Genomic DNA, 18023 nt, shown 5'->3' with positions numbered 1-18023 from the left:
AAGTTATTATGTATCAATTTAATGCCACTATACCGATTATCTTGGCGTCCACCTCACCCAGACGGCGTGAGTTGTTAGATCAAGTTGCGGTGCCACATACTTGCGCGGCAGTCAGCATTGATGAATCACCGCTAGCAGAAGAATCGGCGATAGACTATATTGGGCGTATGGTGAGTCAAAAAGCGCAAGCCGCTTTACAAGTTTTGCCAAAGGCTATGACCGAGTGTGTGGTGATTACCGCCGATACCATTGGCGTATTGCCGGATGGGGCAGTGCTGCAAAAACCTATAGATTTTGCCGATGCTTGTGCGATGTGGCGGCAAATGAGCAATGCCTCGCACCAAGTATGGACTGCAGTGCAAGTGAGCCGACTGGCGCAGCGTGGCGGTCAATGGCAGATGGATTATGCTGAGCGCACTGTGGTGAGAACCGATGTCAAATTTATCGCACTCACTGACAGCATGATGGCGTATTATTGGCATACGGGCGAACCACAAGACAAAGCAGGCGGTTATGCCATTCAAGGGCTGGGCGCTGCATGGGTCAAAGCAATTGATGGTAGTTATAGCAATGTGGTTGGACTGCCGTTGGTGGAAACGTTGGACTTGCTTTCTCAAGTGATGCAGCCGCATCAGTAAAAATTTACCCAATAAAAAAGCCGTAAGCACAAATCTTACGGCTTTTTTTAGGATGTATGGATTAAGCCAATGTCGCTTTGACCAACTTTGAAATCAAAGCAGGGTCAGCGCGACCGGCGGTTTTGACTTTTAACGCATTCATCACAGCGCCCATTTGCTGCATTGAAGTGGCACCTTGCTCAGCAATTTCAGCAGCTACCAGATTGGCAATTTCTGCTTCACTCATGGGTTGTGGCAAGAATTGACTAATCACATCAATCTCAAATTGTTCTTTTTGTGCCAAATCTTCCCGACCATTGGCGGCAAAAATCGCGAGCGACTCTTGGCGCTGCTTGGTTTGCTTTTGTAAGATGTCTAGTACACCTGCATCATCGAGCGTTAGTTGGCGATCAATTTCGATTTGTTTTATCACCGCTTGTACGCTGCGTAGCACTTTAACTTTTTCAAGCTCACGCGCTTTCATGGCGGTTTTGACCACATCGGTCAGGGTGTCTTTTATGGTAGTCATGGTTTTAACGCTCCTTAATGTTAGCTAATGGCGTTTTTAAAATTGTGGTTAGCAACATAGCATAAAAAAATCCACTTAACAAAGTGGATTTTATCATTTACTGGTATTGGGTTGTCTGTCGACAAATTACCTTAGTAAAGACGAGTCGTGCGTACTGATTCACGTGACATTTTCTTTTTGTAACGTTTTACCGCAGCTGCTTTTTTGCGTTTACGTTCTTGAGTTGGTTTTTCATAGAACTCATGTTTACGTACATCTGCTAAAATACCGGCTTTCTCACAAGCACGTTTAAAGCGGCGAATTGCGATATCTACAGGTTCGTTCTCTTTTACCTTTACTGCTGGCATGTAGACTCCTTAAGTCTAGGCTTATTGATAGATAGTTACCGTGCTATCAACAAAGCGGGGTTAGTGGGTCAGGAACATTAATCTGGCTGTATAGGTGATTATTAGCCAACCTACCCATGGTTTGGCATCAGCTCAGATTAGGATAAAAATAGGTGCGAATTTTAACTAAATACCCCATGTAAGTCAATGTAAATTTTAGCTTTTTAATAACCTATTAAATCAGAAAAGCCTTCTCTTAGCCAATTGCCCTGTTTTATCTAACCAGTAAAAAATTTTTGCCGGTTAGCGTAACAAAATACACAACGATAGTAATGATTTAGCAAGGTGGCTTTAAAATGTTATTTTATTCATACCGCAGTAATGCTAATATAGTCACTAATTCTCATGTGATAACAACATACCGCTAAATGTCGTACTAGCCATTTGCCAGTCGGCATTACCACGTAAAACATTACCATGCAAAAACAGTTTGTAGGGCTATTAAAAATTTATACATTGATGTGAAATTAGATTTCACCTTATTTGAAAGGAAAAGGTTATGCTACCGATATCAACACGCAATGCCACGCTAGCCAGTCTTATGCTTGCCTTGGGTCTTACCATGAGCGCATGTAGTAAGCATGAGTCAGCCGAAAGCAAACCAACCGAAGAAATTGCCGCACAGCAAGGTGAAATCGCTCGTGCAAACCATCCCATGCCAGTGGCTTCACAGCCTGCTTCATTTGTACCACCAACAGCCGCCTCAGCCGCTGCCACCACGACGACAGCAACCGCTACCCCAGTTTCTGCTGATGCTGGTGAAAAATTGTTTGGTAGTGTATGTACCACTTGTCACACAGCAGGCTTGATGGGCGCACCAAAATTTGCTGATAAAGCCGCTTGGGCACCTCGCATTGCGCAAGGTAAAGACACGCTTTATAAACACGCCATCGGCGGCTATCAAGGAAAATCCGGTGTAATGCCAGCCAAAGGCGGTAGTCAAGCCTCTGATGATGAAGTAAAAGCTGCCGTTGATTATATGGTCTCAAAAGCAAGCTAATGGGTAATGCGCCATTTATAAAATAAAGGCTATACATTCAAGCCTATGCAACAACTAGTATCTAGCACTTTACTAAATCCAGTCACTAGCAAAATAGTTGGCTGGTTTTTTTATACGTTTTTTATACCCAATGTGCTTTGTTTTAACCCGCAGTTTGGTTATGATGAATGACTATGTTCAATCACCAAACCCTGTTAAGAAACCGCTATGACACCTGCCGTTAATCTTGCCAAAAAACTAAAAATCAACTTCCAATTACATGAATACCATCATGACGCTCATAGTGAAAGCTATGGGCTTGAAGCAGCAGAAAAACTACAAGTTGAGCCAAAGCGGGTATTTAAAACTTTGGTGGTGCAAGATGACAACGACAAACTCGCTGTTGCGATACTGCCTGTTGAGCATTTGCTAAACCTAAAAAAAATCGCCAAAGCCATTGGCAGTAAAAAAGCCCAAATGGCAGACCCCAAATTGGTAGAACGTACCACAGGCTATGTGCTAGGTGGGGTAAGCCCGCTCGGTCAAAAAAAACGCCTGCCCACGGTCATCGATCAATCGGCACAACACTTTGCGACCATTTATTGTAGTGGCGGTAGACGCGGCTTAGAGATTGAGTTGTCACCGTCGGATTTAGCAGGCGCAGTAAACGCCAAATTTGCAGATTTAATTCAAGAGTAAAGGATAACACCATGCCCAATGTCATTATTGAAGTGAGTCACGACCATCTTATTAGTCAGCCCGATAACCTATTAGCACGGGTCAATGATACGCTATGGCAGTCTGGCAACTTTAAGCTACAAAGTGATATCAAATCACGTATCTACTACCCAAACCACGTATTGGTGGGACTGAGCGATAGCGGAGATGAAGCCTTTGTTATGGCGCATTTTTATCTGATGCCAGGGCGGGATGACGCTACCATTCAATCATTGGCGCAGCGGATTGCCGATGCTATCAAAGCGCATCTGCAGGAGTTCGAAAGTGAGGTGCCTGTTGGCAGTTTACAGATTTGCGTCAACTCCACCACGCTAAGCGCCAATTATGTCAAGCAGTATGTCGAATTCAAATAGAGGGGTTAGTGATAAAAATTGGCTACTTTAAGCACATTTTGCTGACTTTTGCCAACTGGTAAGATAGTAAGTTTGGCAACAAAACCCGCAGCAGCGGCCCCGTTGCTAGCCAATGACTAAACAGTCATTTGCGTTATTCTCAACTTATCGCAAACATAGTAAACTAGTCAAGATTTTGTTTTGTCTGCGGTATGTAAAAATTTTAATAAGCATCTTTTCACAAGCATCTTTTAAAGACATCATATAAAGACATCGTGCAAAACATCATTTTTCGGTTTTCCCCGTTGATTTCAACATAACTCAAGGAGTTAGCAATGATTTATCAAGGAAATAGCATCTCGGTATCGCTACTCGAAGACGGTATTGCTAAATTAAACTACGATAATCAAACTGAGAGCGTTAATAAATTTGACCAAGCCACCATCAAAGAATTTGGCGAAGCAGTCACGGCATTAGAACAATCTTCAGACGTTAAAGGTCTAATCGTTACTTCAGGAAAAAAAGTTTTCATAGCTGGTGCAGACATCACTGAATTTGTTGGTAACTTCAAAAAACCAGAAGGCGAGATTGCTTCGTGGGTATTTGACATCAACAAAACCTTCAACCGTTTTGAAGATTTGCCTTTTCCAAAAGTTGCGGCAATCAATGGCGCATCCATGGGCGGCGGTACAGAGATGACGTTGGTGTGTGACTACCGTGTCATGAGTGACAAAGCGAGCATCGGTTTACCCGAAGTTAAATTGGGCATCTTCCCAGGCTTTGGTGGTTCAGTGCGCTTGCCACGTATCATCGGTATCGATAATGCGCTTGAAATCATCGCAACTGGCGAAGCACAAAAACCAGCCGCTGCATTGAAAGTCGGTATGGTGGATGCGGTTGTTGCCGCTGACCAGTTAGAGGCTTCAGCGATTGATTTAGTCAAAAAATGTATCGCAGGCGATCTAGATTGGAAAGCACGCCATGACGAAAAAATCAATCCAGTCAAATTAAACGCCCTAGAACAAGCGATGGCATTTAACTCAGCCAAAGGTGTATTGTTCTCAAAAGCCAATCCAGCCCAGTACCCAGCACCAAAAATTGCCTTAGAGTCCATCGAAAGACAGGTGAACCTACCACGTGACAAAGCGTTAGAAATTGAATCTGCAGGTTTTGCAAAAGCAGCAAAAACCCCACAAGCAGAAAGCCTAGTCGGTCTATTCTTAAACGACCAAGCAGTTCGTAAACTTGCTAAAACTCACAGCGCCAAAGCGCATGATATTAAAGAAGCTGCTGTATTGGGCGCAGGTATCATGGGTGGCGGTATCGCTTACCAAGCCGCCTCAAAAGGCTTGCCCATCATCATGAAAGACATCAAGGCAGAGCAACTTGACTTGGGTATGAGAGAGGCCAGCAAACACCTATCAAGCGGTATGGCACGCGGTAAAGTAACCCCAGCACAAATGGGCGAAACCTTAAGCCGTATCCGTCCTACGCTAAACTACGGTGATTTTGGTGAGACTGACATCGTGATTGAAGCGGTTGTTGAAAATCCAAAAGTTAAACACGCGGTATTAAAAGAAGTTGAAGGTTTGGTGAAAAAAGATGCAATCTTGGCATCTAACACTTCTACCATTTCAATTACTTATCTTGCATCGGTACTAGAGCGCCCAGAAAACTTCGTCGGCATGCACTTCTTTAACCCAGTCCATCGTATGCCACTGGTTGAAGTAATTCGTGGTGAAAAATCAAGTGAAGAAGCGGTAGCGACTACGGTCGCGTTAGCAGAAAAAATGGGTAAAGTGCCAGTGGTGGTAAATGACTGCCCAGGCTTCTTAGTAAACCGCGTATTATTCCCTTACTTCGGTGCGTTTGACTTATTGATTAAACAAGGTGCTGATTTTGTTCAAATCGACAAAGTCATGGAAAAATTTGGTTGGCCAATGGGTCCTGCCTACTTGATGGACGTTGTGGGTATCGACACAGGGGTTCATGGGGCAGAAGTGATGGCTGAAGGCTTCCCAGACCGTATGAAACCAGACTATAAAGTGAGCGGTCAGATATTATTTGAAGCCAATCGCTTAGGTCAAAAAAATGGCGTTGGTTTCTACAAATACGAAACGGATAAAAAAGGCAAGCCAGTTAAAACTGCCGATCCACAAACCGTTGAATTATTAAAACCATTTATCGATGCGCCAAAACAGTTTGAAGACCAAGAAATCATCGATCGTCTGATGATTGCCTTATGTAATGAAACGGTTCGCTGTTTAGAGGACAACATCGTATCGACGCCTGCAGAAGCAGACATGGCGATGATTATGGGTATTGGCTTCCCGCCATTCCGTGGTGGTCCATGCCGTTACATCGACCAAATCGGTCTACAAAATTACCTAGCCCTTTGCGACAAATACGCAAGCTTAGGTAAAGCCTATGAAGCGCCACAAATGATTCGTGATATGGCGGCAAATGGTAAAACTTTTTACCCACAAGCGTAATCGACGATTATAAATTTTAAGGAGAATAGAATGACTACATTAAGTCCAAAAGATGTCGTGATTGTCGATGGCGTTCGTACCGCAATGGGCAAATCAAAAAATGGTATGTTCCGCAATGTACGCGCTGACAGCATGTCTGCGGAGCTTGTTAAAGCTTTGGTAGCGCGTAACCCGTTTGATACCAAACTTGTAGAAGATGTCATCTGGGGCTGCGTCAACCAAACCCTAGAACAAGGTATGAACATCGGTCGTAACATCGGTTTATTGGCTGAGTTACCACGTACTACGGCAGGTCAAACGGTCAACCGTTTATGCGGTTCATCCATGCAAGCGCTTCACACCGCAGCGGCACAAATCATGACAGGTCAAGGTGATGTGTTCATTATCGGCGGTGTTGAGCATATGGGTCACGTGGGTATGATGCACGGTATTGACATCAATCCAGAGGCTTCAAAATACTATGCAAAAGCCTCTAACATGATGGGTTTAACCGCTGAAATGCTTGGACGTATGAATAACATCAGCCGTCAAGAACAAGATGCGTTTGGTGTAGAATCACATCGCCGTGCCTGGGAAGCGACACAGCAAGGTCGTTTCAAAAACGAAATCATCGGCATTGAAGGTCATGACGAAAACGGTAACCTACAACTTTGCACCATCGATGAAGTGATTCGTCCTGATGCCAACATGCAATCATTTGCGGCATTACGCCCCGTATTTGATCCTAAAGGCGGTACCGTAACAGCTGCCACGTCATCAGCCTTGTCTGACGGTGCGTCTGCGATGCTTATCATGTCTGCGCAAAAAGCCAAAGATTTAGGTCTAACACCGCGCGCTCGTATTCGCGGTATGGCAGTTGCAGGCTGTGATGCCGCTATCATGGGTTATGGGCCAGTGCCTGCCACCAAAAAAGCCTTAAAACGCGCTGGCATGAGCATCGACGATATGCAAACCATCGAGCTAAACGAAGCATTTGCCGCACAAGGCTTATCGGTTCTTAAGGGCTTAAACCTACAAGACAAACTAGACATCGTTAACCTAAATGGTGGTGCTATTGCGTTAGGTCACCCACTAGGCTGTTCGGGTGCGCGTATCACCACCACACTTCTAAATGTGATGGAGCAACAAGACACCCAACTCGGTCTTGCCACTATGTGTATTGGTCTGGGTCAAGGGATTGCCACCATTATTGAACGTGTATAATTATTTTGTTATTAAAGAAACCCTTGATTTTAATCAAGGGTTTTTTTACGCGTGCAGTTTTTTACCCATTTTTTTACCAATGTTTCCTTATCCCTTTTTCTTATCATATTTCTTTATTACCGTTTCTTTATCAATGTTTGTTTACTACTATTGCTTTACCATAAAGTCTAAGAAATTTTTTGCCAAATCTGTTATGTTGTCTAGATAAAAATAGATAAATATAGGTGTATTGTGAGTTTATTCCAAAATCTACTAATTATTTGTATATTAGTGTTGATTTCCAGTTTTTTCTCCATTTCCGAAATTGCCTTGGCAGGTGCTAGGCGCATCAAGCTAAAGCTGTTGGCAGAATCGGGTGACAATCGCGCCAATAAAATTCTACATTTACAAGAAAATTCTGCCGAATTTTTTGCTACCTCACAAATAGGGCTAAATGCCGTGGCAATTTTGGGCGGTATTGTCGGTGAGTCTGCGCTTCGTCCCTACTTTATTGACCTTATTTCGCCATTTTATCAAGGCAAAATGCTTGATAATATCGGTTTTATAATGTCATTTTTGCTAGTCACTTTGTTGTTTATTTTGTTTGCTGATTTGATTCCCAAACGCATTGGCATGATTAACCCAGAACGCGTGGCGTTAGCGGTGATTGAGCCTGTCTTGTTGTCAATCAAAGTATTTAAGCCGCTGGCATGGATTATCAACGGGCTGGCAAATCTGATTTTTAGAATTTTCAAAATCAACATGGTAAGAGAAGAAAATATCACCTTTGATGATGTTTCTGCCGTGGTGGATGCAGGGGCGCAAGCGGGAGTATTGCTCAAGCAAGAACATCACTTTATCGAAAACGTTTTTGAGCTTGAAGAACGTAATGTGCCCTCTAGCATGACCACCCGTGAGGATGTGGTTTATTTCACCCTTGGCGAGTCTGAGCAAAGTATTCGCCAAAAAATCGCCAATTACCCGTATTCAAAATTTTTGGTATGTAAAGACCATATTGATGAAGTGATTGGGTATGTCGATACCAAAGATATTTTGGTAAAACTTCTTAGTAACCAGTCGCAAATTTTGCTCAATGAAACTACGATTCGTAATGTATTAATCATCCCCGATACATTAACCTTATCCGAGCTGCTAGATCGTTTTCGCTCCAGTAAAGAAAAGTTTGCTGTGGTGATGAACGAGTATGCGCTCATTGTCGGTGTCATTACGTTATCTGATATCATGATGACAGTGATGGGAGATTGGGTCGCACCGATTGAAGATGAGCAGCAGATTATCCAGCGTGATGAATTCTCATGGCTGATTGAAGGTACCACACCGATTGAAAATGTCAAACATGCGCTCGGTATCGAAGATTTTCCCGATTGGGATAATTATGAAACTTTAGCGGGTTTTATGATGTATAAACTGCGCAAAATTCCCCGTCCTGCAGATTTTGTTGAATATCAAGGTTATAAATTTGAAGTAGTCGATATCGATCATCATAAAATTGACCAGTTACTTGTGACGCGTAATTTCAAAGATGAAGAAGAGCACATTATCAGTGATAGTTAGTCAAAGTGATTGAGTAATACGGCCGCTTTGACTTGAAATTGATTAACTTTTTTCACGTTTCTTGTTAAAGTAGTTCATGGTTTCACCAAATCGTGAACTTTTTTCTTTTGGGCTTGGCAAACGGTAAAATTATTTTATGCTTGAAATCCGCCACCTTCAATTATTGACCGCACTACGTGAGCAAGGTTCGCTTGCTGCCGCGGCTGAGGACTTGTATGTCACGGCATCAGCGGTGTCCCATCAGCTCAAAGAAATCGAAAATTATTATGGTGTTAGCCTCGTCAATCGCCGCTCAAGACCGCTAAGCTTTACCCCAGCAGGCAAAGAAGTACTCAAACTTGCGGACAGTGTGCTACCGCAATTTAATCGTACCACCGCCAACCTTAAAAGACTGGGTCGTGGTCAAACGGGACAATTACGTTTGGCCTCGGAATGTCATAGCTGTTTTGATTGGTTGATGCCTATTCTTAATCGTTATCGCAGGGAATGGCAAGACGTTGAGCTGGACTTTAGCTCAGGCTTTGAACCTGAGCCTCACCAAATGTTACTCGATGAAGAAATTGATGTGCTTATCACAGCCAGTCGCTTACCCTTGGAGGGAATCAGCTATCTGCCGTTATTTCAATATGAAAGTCGCTTGGTGTTGTCACCCACACACCCATTAGTCGATAAAAAATCGCCGATTTTGCCAGAAGATTTGATTGATGAAACGCTCATCGTCTATCCTGTGGAAGCCAAACGACTCGATATCATCGCGCATTTTTTTGCGCCTGCAGGACTTGCGCCCAAGAAACTAAGAACCACAGAATTGACAGCGATGTTAATTCAGCTGGTTGCGAGTGAACGAGGGGTTGCCTCGTTACCGAATTGGGTAGTGAATGAATACGAAAAAAAAGGCTGGGTTATATCAAGGGCGCTGGGGGAAGGTGTGTTTTGCCAGCTTTATGCGGCGACCCGTACCACAAGTAAAGAGGTGGCTTATATCCAAGGGTTTTTGGATTTACTGCCAGAGATTAGCCATAAATCTACAATACCTGCCCATCATCGAGCCTAATTGATTTAAACCTAATCAATTAAAAATGCTGGGTGTGACATTTTGACCTTACTTTTATGTTGATGTATGCCACACCCAAATTACATACCAATACGTGCCAACAAAAGACACACCAACAAAAGACACGCCAACAGAAGCTAAGGCGAGCTCATCCAAACAAAGTAGAAAGGAATTACTTTGAAGCTAGGTTAACCTCTTCAGGAGCGATATGCGTTGTTGCTAATACTGTTGGCTCATCGTATTCAACTTTTTCAGTGACCAATTCTTCATGACGCAATGTCACGGGAATTTGCGTTTCATGACTGACATTTTGGGTCATTAACTGTACTTTTTCCGCCACAATGGTTTCAATATTCACTTTCGCTGTTTGTTGAAGTAGAGGAATCTCAATCGGGGTATCGCCTAAAGTAATCGCTTGCCCATTCACCATCAACTGTGGCACATTGACGTTATTAGTAACCACGCTAACTAAATTATCTTGAGAGGGGCTAGGCTGGGCAAACACATGTTCAATCACCAAAACTTCTTGATTGAGTGTTACAGGAACGTTAACCGTTTGGCTGATGATTTTTTTTGATAATTTAATATTGTCTTTGATAAATCGCTCAATTTGCACTTGGGGGCGTTCAGCTAATAGCTCTAAGGTGTTAGTGGTATCTTCACGAAGATCGACGGTTTTGACAATGTTATCATGGTTATCATGAGTATAGTTATCATGGGTATGCGATTCAGTAGGATTCATCATCGGGTTTTTCATAAAGTGTTTTCCATTGCAAAGTTATTGTTCCAAAATCCTGTAATAATATATAACAACCACAAAAAAGACAGATGAAATCATCTGCCTTTTTCTAGCCAATGGCAATACCGTTGGCAGAAGTTAAACTTTATAGTAATTAATTCTAATGATATTAATTATCAAAGTTTACGGGGCGCATTTGGATCAATTGCAGGTGATACATTACCATCGACGGTATCAACACCCGTTACACGCTCAACGCCATCTTTTTGTACATCTAACTCTTCACGGCGAACGGTTTCATTAAAGGTCTCAGTGCGAGTTTGTGCCACTTTATCTACGTTAACTTCTTCAGTCACGTAAGTTTGCTTGTTGACATTTGCACGTTCTGCTTCAAGTTCAACCTCAATAGTAGCATTGTCATTATCACCGATGCTGCGGTCAGTAGGTCTGTTAACTGGCGTACGCTGGATATGCGCTTGTTCTTCAGTTAACTCAACGTTGACAGTGCGTGGCTCAGACACAACGTGTTTACCAACTTTTAGTAACCCCGCTACGATTTTGTCTTTATTGACTGAAATGCGTTCTTCAAGTAACTGTAATGTATTAGGTGATTGGTAATCGTTATCAGTAAGCTTAACAGGTGTGGCAGCACGGTCAAATACGTGACGGTCACGAACCGTTTGTTCTTCAATACTGTAGTTGTAGTCAGGATCGTAGCTATCCATTGTTTCAACAGTATCTCGGCTGAGCGAATCAAAGTATACATTGTCGTCTTGAATACGAGCTAAACCCGCTGGTACTAAAACTTCTTTCGAGCTAAACCAGCCACCTACATCAACAATGAAGTAGCGAATACGGCCTGTGCTCTCATCAACTAAAGCACCTTGAATACTACCCACTTTGTCGCCATTGGCGCCATAAGCGGTTTTACCAGTTGGATCAAAATAATCGTTACCTAAAAGGTCAACGTGGGTGTCTTGGATATCGCGTAAACGTATTAAACTTGCCATGGAAAAATCTCCTTTAGATATCTTATTGTTTATTTTTTATTAAGGTAGTTAAGTTAAAAACTAAATAAATATAAGATAGTTTTTTATAGTTAAATGAAAATTGTTATAATAAAATTTTTAAAATTCAACAAATTAGATGTTTCACAGCTACTTGGTTGTTGAAACAGATGCTTGATTGTTGAAATCGCCGATGATAAAAACGATGAAAAATGTCATACGCTTAATCGTTCGACTTGCAAACAAGATTACTGAAAAAAGCTCCCATTAAGTAGTAGGATTTGATAAATTTTTGTTTAGAGGGTGTAATTGGCAGTTGTCTTAAGTAACTTTTGCAACCAAGCGTAAAAAAAATTGGCTTTTAGCAATAAATTAAAAACATAGAAAAAAGTCGGGTAGAGCACTTAGCGCGAAACACCATTGCCCGCCCAATAAGGCGTTATAAAAGATAAGTTATAATAAATAATGAGTTATCAACATATATATTAGGTGATTTTTAATGACAAAATATCAAGGCAAAATAATCCGCTGGCAAGATGACAAAGGCTTTGGGTTTATTGAGCAAACCGATAACAATTGGCAAGACCCAGCTATTTTTTTTCATATCAGCGAATACCGAGCGAACCAGCGTCCTGTGCTTAATGAAGCGGTAGTTTTTGAAATAGGGCAAGGTAGAGATGGCAAACCCTGTGCTGTCAATGTGCAGCAACAGACGTTTGTCAGACAAAAAGTTGCCCAACAAAATGCCCGCCAAGTTCGTCAAGCTCAAAACGGCCTTAAAAATCAAACATTACTCACGTGGGTGGCTATTGGGGTGCTGTTTTTTATGTTACTGACCGCTGTTGTGCTGGTTAAGCACTTACCCTTATGGATTATTGGTTGGTATTTTGCGATAAGTTTGGCGACCTATCTGCTATACGCGCATGATAAAAAAGCTGCACAAAATGGAGATTGGCGCGTGCAAGAAGCGTCACTCCATAAATTAGCTTTTGCTGGGGGTTGGGTAGGGGCGGCGTTTGCCCATTGGTTATTGCGCCATAAATCAACCAAACCAGAATTTCGTAGGGCTTTTTACTTGACAGTGATGGGTAATCTTTTAGCTTTGGCAATCATAAGTTATATCAACCTAAAAATCAGATGATTGCTTGATAGATTGATTGTTATAGATCGATCGTTGAGTAAAAAAATCCCTAATATAGATTAGGGATTTTTTTTAGCATGAGACAATTAGATTAATTCAATCGCTAAGGCAACCGCTTCACCGCCACCGATACATAGGCTAGCAATGCCTTTTTTACCGCCTGTGCGTTTGAGTGAGTTGATGAGTGTGACTACGATACGCGCACCCGATGCCCCCACGGGATGACCCAATGCACAAGCACCGCCTTCGATATTAACCTTAGCATGATCAAGGTCATTTTCTTGCATAGCAAGCATGGTTACCATGGCGAATGCTTCATTGATTTCCCAAAGATCAACGTCTTCTTTGCTCCAGCCAGCTTTTGCTAAAACTTTTTTCACACACTCGATAGGTGCGATAGTAAATTCGCTTGGGTGTTGTGAGTGAGTGGCTTGGGCAACGATACGTGCAAGTGGTTTTAAGCCTTTTTCTTTGGCTTTGTCTTCTGACATCAATACAACGGCGGCTGCCCCATCAGAGATTGAGCTTGAGTTAGCGGCAGTGACTGTACCATCTTTTGAGAACGCGGGTTTTAAGGTTGGGATTTTGTCTACATTGGCTTTACCGGGTTGTTCGTCCGTGTCAATGACTACATCGCCTTTACGAGTTTTGACAGTAACCGGAACGATTTCGTTTTTGAAGTGACCTTCATTGATGGCGGTGTTGGCGCGTTTTAGCGATTCGATAGCAAATGCATCCATCGCCTCACGTGTGATACCCCGTTTATCTGCCATTTCTTGCGCAAATGCACCCATTAACTTGCCGGTATCAGCATCTTTAAGACCATCTAAGAACATGGTGTCTTTGATCTCGCCATCTCCCATGCGATAACCACCACGTGCCTTTGGTAGCACATAAGGGGCGTTGGTCATTGATTCCATACCACCTGCTACCACGATATCAAACTCACCACTACGAATTGAGTTGGCACCTAGCATAATGGCTTTCATACCAGAACCACAAAGTTTGTTGACATTGACTGCGCCTGTGGCATCTGGGATACCTGCTTTACGCATCGCTTGACGCGCTGGGCTTTGACCTGCACCTGCGGTTAAGATACAACCCATGATAACTTCGTCAATCTCTTCTGGTTTTACGCCAGCACGGTTAACGGCTTCTTTAATGACGGTTGCACCAAGCTCTGGCATTGATACTTCGTTCAAATCACCTTGGAATCCACCCATTGGGGTGCGAACGCCATCTACGATTACGACTGAATTTTCCATATTAAATTTCCTTTGAGTTAGGGTTTCTGTTGTCACAAGCAAACTACGACCTAAATCACTAGGGTCTATAAACAGGGTTGTAAACGGCAACCATGCCAATCACAATAGATGTTTTAAGTTTTGCTAATGCGATACATTTCATATTATCATAGTTAAAATGTAAATTAAACTACTGAAAATACTGTAAAATATCTCAGTCAAGTCTACCTAAATTTTACTGCATTAACTCATCCAACCGAATGCGCACCACCTTATCTGTCACGGTATCTAACGCTTCAATTTTGGCAATCGCTTCATTCATATTGCGCTCAACAACGGGGTCAACCATAATAATGACAGGCAAATCAGTGCTAGTATCATCATGTGCTGGCTGTTGCAAGATTGCATCAATACTAATTTTAGACTCACTTAAAATGCGGGTGACTTCTGCTAGTACACCCAAATCATCTTTGACTTGTAGACGCAGATAGTAGCCTGTGATCATTTCATCACTTGATAAGATGCGTGTGTTATTGAGTGTCTCAGGCTGGAACGCCAGATGCGGCACCAAATTGGCGGTTGAATCATTGGTCTCAGCAAGGGCGCGTACCATGTCCACCACATCTGCCATCACAGCGGATGCGGTCGCGCCTGCGCCGGCACCCGAACCGTAATATAAGGTTTGTCCGACAGGCTCTGCGTCAACCATGATGGCATTTTTTACCCCATTCACATTGGCAAGTAACACCTGTTTTGGAATCAAAGTCGGGTGTACACGTAATTCAATACCTTCTTCGCCACTGTCTAAAATACGACGTTTGGCAAACCCTAAATGCTTGATACGGTAGCCAAGCTCATTGGCATACCGCACATCTTGCTGGGTGATTTTGGTAATACCTTCACAGTAAACTTTGTCAAATTGTAGTGGGATACCAAATGCAATTGACGCAAGCAGCGTCAATTTATGCGCAGCATCAATCCCTTCGACATCAAATGTCGGATCGGCTTCGGCATAACCCAGCGCTTGGGCTTCAGCGAGGACATCTGCAAAGTCCCGCTTTTTATCGCGCATTTCAGTCATGATAAAGTTGCCTGTACCATTGATGATACCCGCAAGCCAATCGATTTTGTTGGCAGCTAAGCCTTCACGTAAGATTTTGATAATCGGAATACCGCCGGCAACCGCGGCTTCATACGACACTTTGACGCCCTTGGCATCTGCCTTGGCAAAAATCTCATTGCCATGTTCTGCCAGTAAGGCTTTGTTGGCAGTCACAATATGTTTGCCATGCTCGATTGCCGCTAAAATCACCTCTTTAGCCGTGGTGGTACCGCCCATCAATTCCACCACAATATCCACATCATCTTGCTGAACGATATCAAGCAAATCGGCAGATTGTTTGATGTCTGTTGGGATATCGGTACGGTTGCGACGCGTGCCTACGTGGGTAATTTTAATCTCACGTCCTGTGCGACGCGTCATTTCATCAAGGTTGTTTTGTAGTAGTTCAACCACCCCAGTACCCACAGTACCAAGCCCTAAAATCGCTAATTGAATAGGTCGATTATTCATAAAAAAAATTCTCAAATGTCAAAAATATAAAAATAAAAGTTTAAAAATTGGCTAGCTAAATATACCATGCTAACTTGTGATTGGTAAGGTATAAAATCCAATTGCCCAAAAAAATTAAAATAAAAAAACCAGCTAATGAGTACTAGCTGGTTTGTATTCCATCAGGGGTGAACTTATTTGAGGTTGAGCGCCTGTGCCAATTCAGCAGGTGGCACATAACCGCCAAGTTGATGACCTTCTGTGTCAAACACGGCTGGGGTGCCATTGATACCCAAATTTGCGCCTAACTCATAAATTTTACGTACGGGGTTACTGCAAGTCGGTGCGTTGATAGGCATGCCCAATTTGGCATCGGTTAAGGCTTTTTTGCGGTCACTGCTACACCAGATTTTTTCCATGATTGGCATGGTCTGTTCACTACGTGGCCAAGGTAGATAGCGCACTTCGATACCCAGTGCATTTACTTCATCAATTTCACTGTGGAATTTACGGCAATAACCACAATCTGTATCAGTAAACACATAGATTGCGGCTTTCGTCTGCCCCTTAGCGGGGAAGATAATCATGTCTTTTTTATCAATGGTGGCAAGGCTGGCTTTCGCATCTTGCGCTTGCAAGTTCGCTGAGATATGCTCAGGTTTGGCACCACCGACTTTGATGATATCGCCTTGTACTACATATTGACCTGTCGCATCGGTAAAAAACGCCGGTAAACCTTCGGCTTTGACCCAATAGATATTTGGCATACTGGTCGCTGTCACCGAGGTGATTTTGGCGGTGATACCTGATTTGGCTAAATTTGCCGCCAGCATTTGCTGTAGCTGTGATTCATTTTTTGCCACTTTTGCCACAGTGGCTGAGCTGCTAGTTGCTTCATGTTTCTGACTTTCAGACTTGGCAGGTGTGCGCGATTGGGCATTATCACAGCCTGCCAAACCAACCATGCCAGCCACGGCGATGACACTGGTAATTAAACGGGTGGCTAATGAGGTTTTAGCAGGATAAGTTGCAAAACGAATGAGCATGAGAAAACCCACAGAACGTTAATATAGGTTTTTATTTTACCATATTGTTATGGTATATGAGCGCTACCCCTGTCAACTTATTGTTAACAATCTACCAGGTCTACTAGGTCGGGGCTCACATTTTTGCCCGTTTCAATCTTTATGCTTGTTTCAATCTTTTAGTGCGTTAAAAGTAATCGGCTCAAAGCCAAGTTGTATTAATGGATTGAAAGGTTGTATAACTGAGAGTTTGTTTAACTGGGTTGATTGAAAAAATTCAACGTTTAGGCAAATAACTTTTGATAAGTTGCAATACAATTTAAACATTGTGTTTAAATGACAAATTTGTAAACTAACAAATCTTCAGCTAGTTTAATAACTATTATTATTTTTTCATCTTTTACTATTTTTTAGGAATTTATCATGGCAATTGCTAGTTTGTTAACCTTACTCGATGATATTAGCGTCATCCTAGATGATGTATCAGTAATGACAAAAGTCGCTGCCAAAAAAACGGCGGGCGTGTTGGGCGATGATTTGGCACTCAACGCCAATCAAGTATCAGGGGTAAAAGCCGATCGCGAGTTGCCTGTGGTGTGGAGTGTCGCCAAGGGCTCTTTAGTCAATAAAGCGATTTTGGTGCCGCTGGCTTTAATTATTAGTGCAATTTCGCAAGCCTTGGTGACCGGGTTATTGATGATTGGTGGTTTATATCTATGTTATGAAGGGGCAGAAAAAGTGGTGCACAAATTTTGGCCCCACTCTGGTAGTAATGACCCTGAGCAAGCCGAGCGGGTAGCAGCCAATGCCAATGAAAGCATAGATTTGGTGGCGCATGAAAAAGAGAAAATCAAAGGGGCAGTGCGAACGGACTTTATTTTATCGGCTGAAATCATTGTGATTTCCCTCGGCACCATTGCGGCAACGGTGCCTTTACTAGATAAAGCGATAACACTGGTAGTAATTTCACTCATCATGACAGTGGGTGTGTATGGCTTTGTAGCTATGATTGTCAAGATAGATGATTTGGGGTTGCACTTGCAGCAAAAGTCGTCATCAGCGGCACAAAGCATAGGTAAGGCGTTATTAGCCTTTGCGCCTATTTTGATGAAAGTGCTATCAATCGCCGGTACTTTGGCGATGTTCTTGGTCGGTGGTGGTATTTTGGCGCATGGCTTTGGTGCGTTACATCATGGGATTGAGCATTTAGGTGACTTGTCAGGGGCGTTTTCAGGCTTAACCACCAACTTATTAAATGCACTGGTTGGTTTGGTAGCAGGTTTAGTGGTAGTTGCGATCATGACAGTCATCTCAAAAATTCGTAACAAGCCTGCCCATTAAACAAGCCCGCCAATTCATTGTATCTAAAATTTGTAGCTAAAATAAAAAAGCAGTTCATGTTGAACTGCTTTTTTATTGCTATACAGGCAC

17 protein-coding genes are annotated in these 18023 nt (G+C 42.7%); 10 read left to right on the top strand and 7 right to left on the bottom strand.

Annotated features, from left to right (window positions below):
* Window positions 1-8: 8 nt before the first annotated feature.
* Window positions 9-638, top strand: coding sequence for a Maf family protein (locus ACH0AB_RS00870; protein WP_406876802.1), 630 nt, complete (start codon window positions 9-11; stop codon window positions 636-638).
* 61 nt (window positions 639-699) lie between these two features.
* On the opposite strand, the gene ACH0AB_RS00865 is transcribed toward ACH0AB_RS00870, so the two are convergent.
* Together ACH0AB_RS00865 and rpsU are read right to left on the bottom strand one after the other, a co-directional pair.
* A complete protein-coding gene (locus tag ACH0AB_RS00865) occupies window positions 700-1146 on the bottom strand; it encodes a GatB/YqeY domain-containing protein (RefSeq protein WP_050324656.1) in 447 nt (148 codons plus the stop codon).
* 131 nt (window positions 1147-1277) lie between these two features.
* The gene (gene rpsU / locus ACH0AB_RS00860; protein ID WP_007115522.1) at window positions 1278-1493 is read right to left on the bottom strand and encodes a 30S ribosomal protein S21; all 216 of its coding nucleotides are present in this window, start codon (window positions 1491-1493) and stop codon (window positions 1278-1280) included.
* 538 nt (window positions 1494-2031) lie between these two features.
* Here rpsU and ACH0AB_RS00855 point away from each other — a divergent pair.
* The 7 genes from ACH0AB_RS00855 to ACH0AB_RS00825 all read left to right on the top strand — a co-directional run bounded on the left by ACH0AB_RS00855 (window position 2032) and on the right by ACH0AB_RS00825 (window position 9884).
* Window positions 2032-2532: a c-type cytochrome gene (locus ACH0AB_RS00855; RefSeq protein ID WP_406876801.1), complete on the top strand. Its 501-nt coding sequence runs from the start codon at window positions 2032-2034 to the stop codon at window positions 2530-2532.
* A 207-nt stretch (window positions 2533-2739) separates the two neighbouring features.
* Window positions 2740-3210, top strand: a complete 471-nt coding sequence (gene ybaK, locus ACH0AB_RS00850; protein ID WP_007115525.1) for a Cys-tRNA(Pro) deacylase — start codon at window positions 2740-2742, stop codon at window positions 3208-3210.
* A gap of 11 nt (window positions 3211-3221) precedes the next feature.
* A complete protein-coding gene (locus ACH0AB_RS00845; protein ID WP_309592719.1) occupies window positions 3222-3602 on the top strand; it encodes a 5-carboxymethyl-2-hydroxymuconate Delta-isomerase in 381 nt (126 codons plus the stop codon).
* Window positions 3603-3916: 314 nt separating this feature from the next.
* On the top strand, window positions 3917-6073 hold the full coding sequence (gene fadB, locus ACH0AB_RS00840) for a fatty acid oxidation complex subunit alpha FadB (protein WP_406876799.1): 2157 nt from the start codon (window positions 3917-3919) through the stop codon (window positions 6071-6073).
* 30 nt (window positions 6074-6103) lie between these two features.
* Window positions 6104-7276 (top strand): acetyl-CoA C-acyltransferase FadA, encoded by a 1173-nt coding sequence (gene fadA / locus ACH0AB_RS00835; protein ID WP_007115528.1) that lies wholly within the window; start codon window positions 6104-6106, stop codon window positions 7274-7276.
* Window positions 7277-7507: 231 nt separating this feature from the next.
* Entirely contained in the window at window positions 7508-8830 is a 1323-nt protein-coding gene (gene paeA, locus ACH0AB_RS00830) for a polyamine export protein PaeA (RefSeq protein ID WP_050324660.1), read from the top strand.
* Between the two features lie 136 nt (window positions 8831-8966).
* Window positions 8967-9884, top strand: coding sequence for a LysR family transcriptional regulator (locus tag ACH0AB_RS00825; RefSeq protein ID WP_060995632.1), 918 nt, complete (start codon window positions 8967-8969; stop codon window positions 9882-9884).
* Window positions 9885-10056: 172 nt separating this feature from the next.
* Here the strand turns inward: ACH0AB_RS00825 and ACH0AB_RS00820 are convergent, their stop codons facing one another.
* Window positions 10057-10641, bottom strand: coding sequence for a DUF2382 domain-containing protein (locus tag ACH0AB_RS00820; RefSeq protein WP_406876798.1), 585 nt, complete (start codon window positions 10639-10641; stop codon window positions 10057-10059).
* Window positions 10642-10799: 158 nt separating this feature from the next.
* Window positions 10800-11633 carry a DUF2382 domain-containing protein gene (locus ACH0AB_RS00815; protein ID WP_050324662.1) on the bottom strand — a complete coding sequence of 278 codons (834 nt, stop codon included), beginning with the start codon at window positions 11631-11633 and terminating at the stop codon, window positions 10800-10802.
* Window positions 11634-12129: 496 nt separating this feature from the next.
* Between ACH0AB_RS00815 and ACH0AB_RS00810 the strand changes: the two genes are divergently transcribed.
* A complete protein-coding gene (locus ACH0AB_RS00810) occupies window positions 12130-12771 on the top strand; it encodes a DUF1294 domain-containing protein (protein ID WP_406876797.1) in 642 nt (213 codons plus the stop codon).
* Window positions 12772-12857: 86 nt separating this feature from the next.
* Here ACH0AB_RS00810 and ACH0AB_RS00805 read toward each other — a convergent pair whose 3' ends face one another.
* From ACH0AB_RS00805 to ACH0AB_RS00795, 3 genes are all read right to left on the bottom strand, one after another.
* The gene (locus ACH0AB_RS00805; RefSeq protein ID WP_050324664.1) at window positions 12858-14036 is read right to left on the bottom strand and encodes a thiolase family protein; all 1179 of its coding nucleotides are present in this window, start codon (window positions 14034-14036) and stop codon (window positions 12858-12860) included.
* Window positions 14037-14250: 214 nt separating this feature from the next.
* On the bottom strand, window positions 14251-15588 hold the full coding sequence (locus ACH0AB_RS00800; protein WP_406876795.1) for a homoserine dehydrogenase: 1338 nt from the start codon (window positions 15586-15588) through the stop codon (window positions 14251-14253).
* A 173-nt stretch (window positions 15589-15761) separates the two neighbouring features.
* The gene (locus ACH0AB_RS00795) at window positions 15762-16613 is read right to left on the bottom strand and encodes a DsbC family protein (RefSeq protein WP_406876794.1); all 852 of its coding nucleotides are present in this window, start codon (window positions 16611-16613) and stop codon (window positions 15762-15764) included.
* 402 nt (window positions 16614-17015) lie between these two features.
* On the opposite strand from ACH0AB_RS00795, the gene ACH0AB_RS00790 reads away from it, so the two are divergent.
* Window positions 17016-17933 (top strand): DUF808 domain-containing protein, encoded by a 918-nt coding sequence (locus ACH0AB_RS00790; RefSeq protein WP_204155649.1) that lies wholly within the window; start codon window positions 17016-17018, stop codon window positions 17931-17933.
* Window positions 17934-18023: the final 90 nt, after the last annotated feature.

It is taken from the genome of Moraxella sp. 179-F 1C4 NHS (genome assembly GCF_045370505.1).
Lineage (GTDB): Bacteria > Pseudomonadota > Gammaproteobacteria > Pseudomonadales > Moraxellaceae > Faucicola > Faucicola tetraodonis.
Note: the sequence above shows the minus strand (reverse complement) of the source record. Positions and strands in the feature narration are given on the sequence as shown.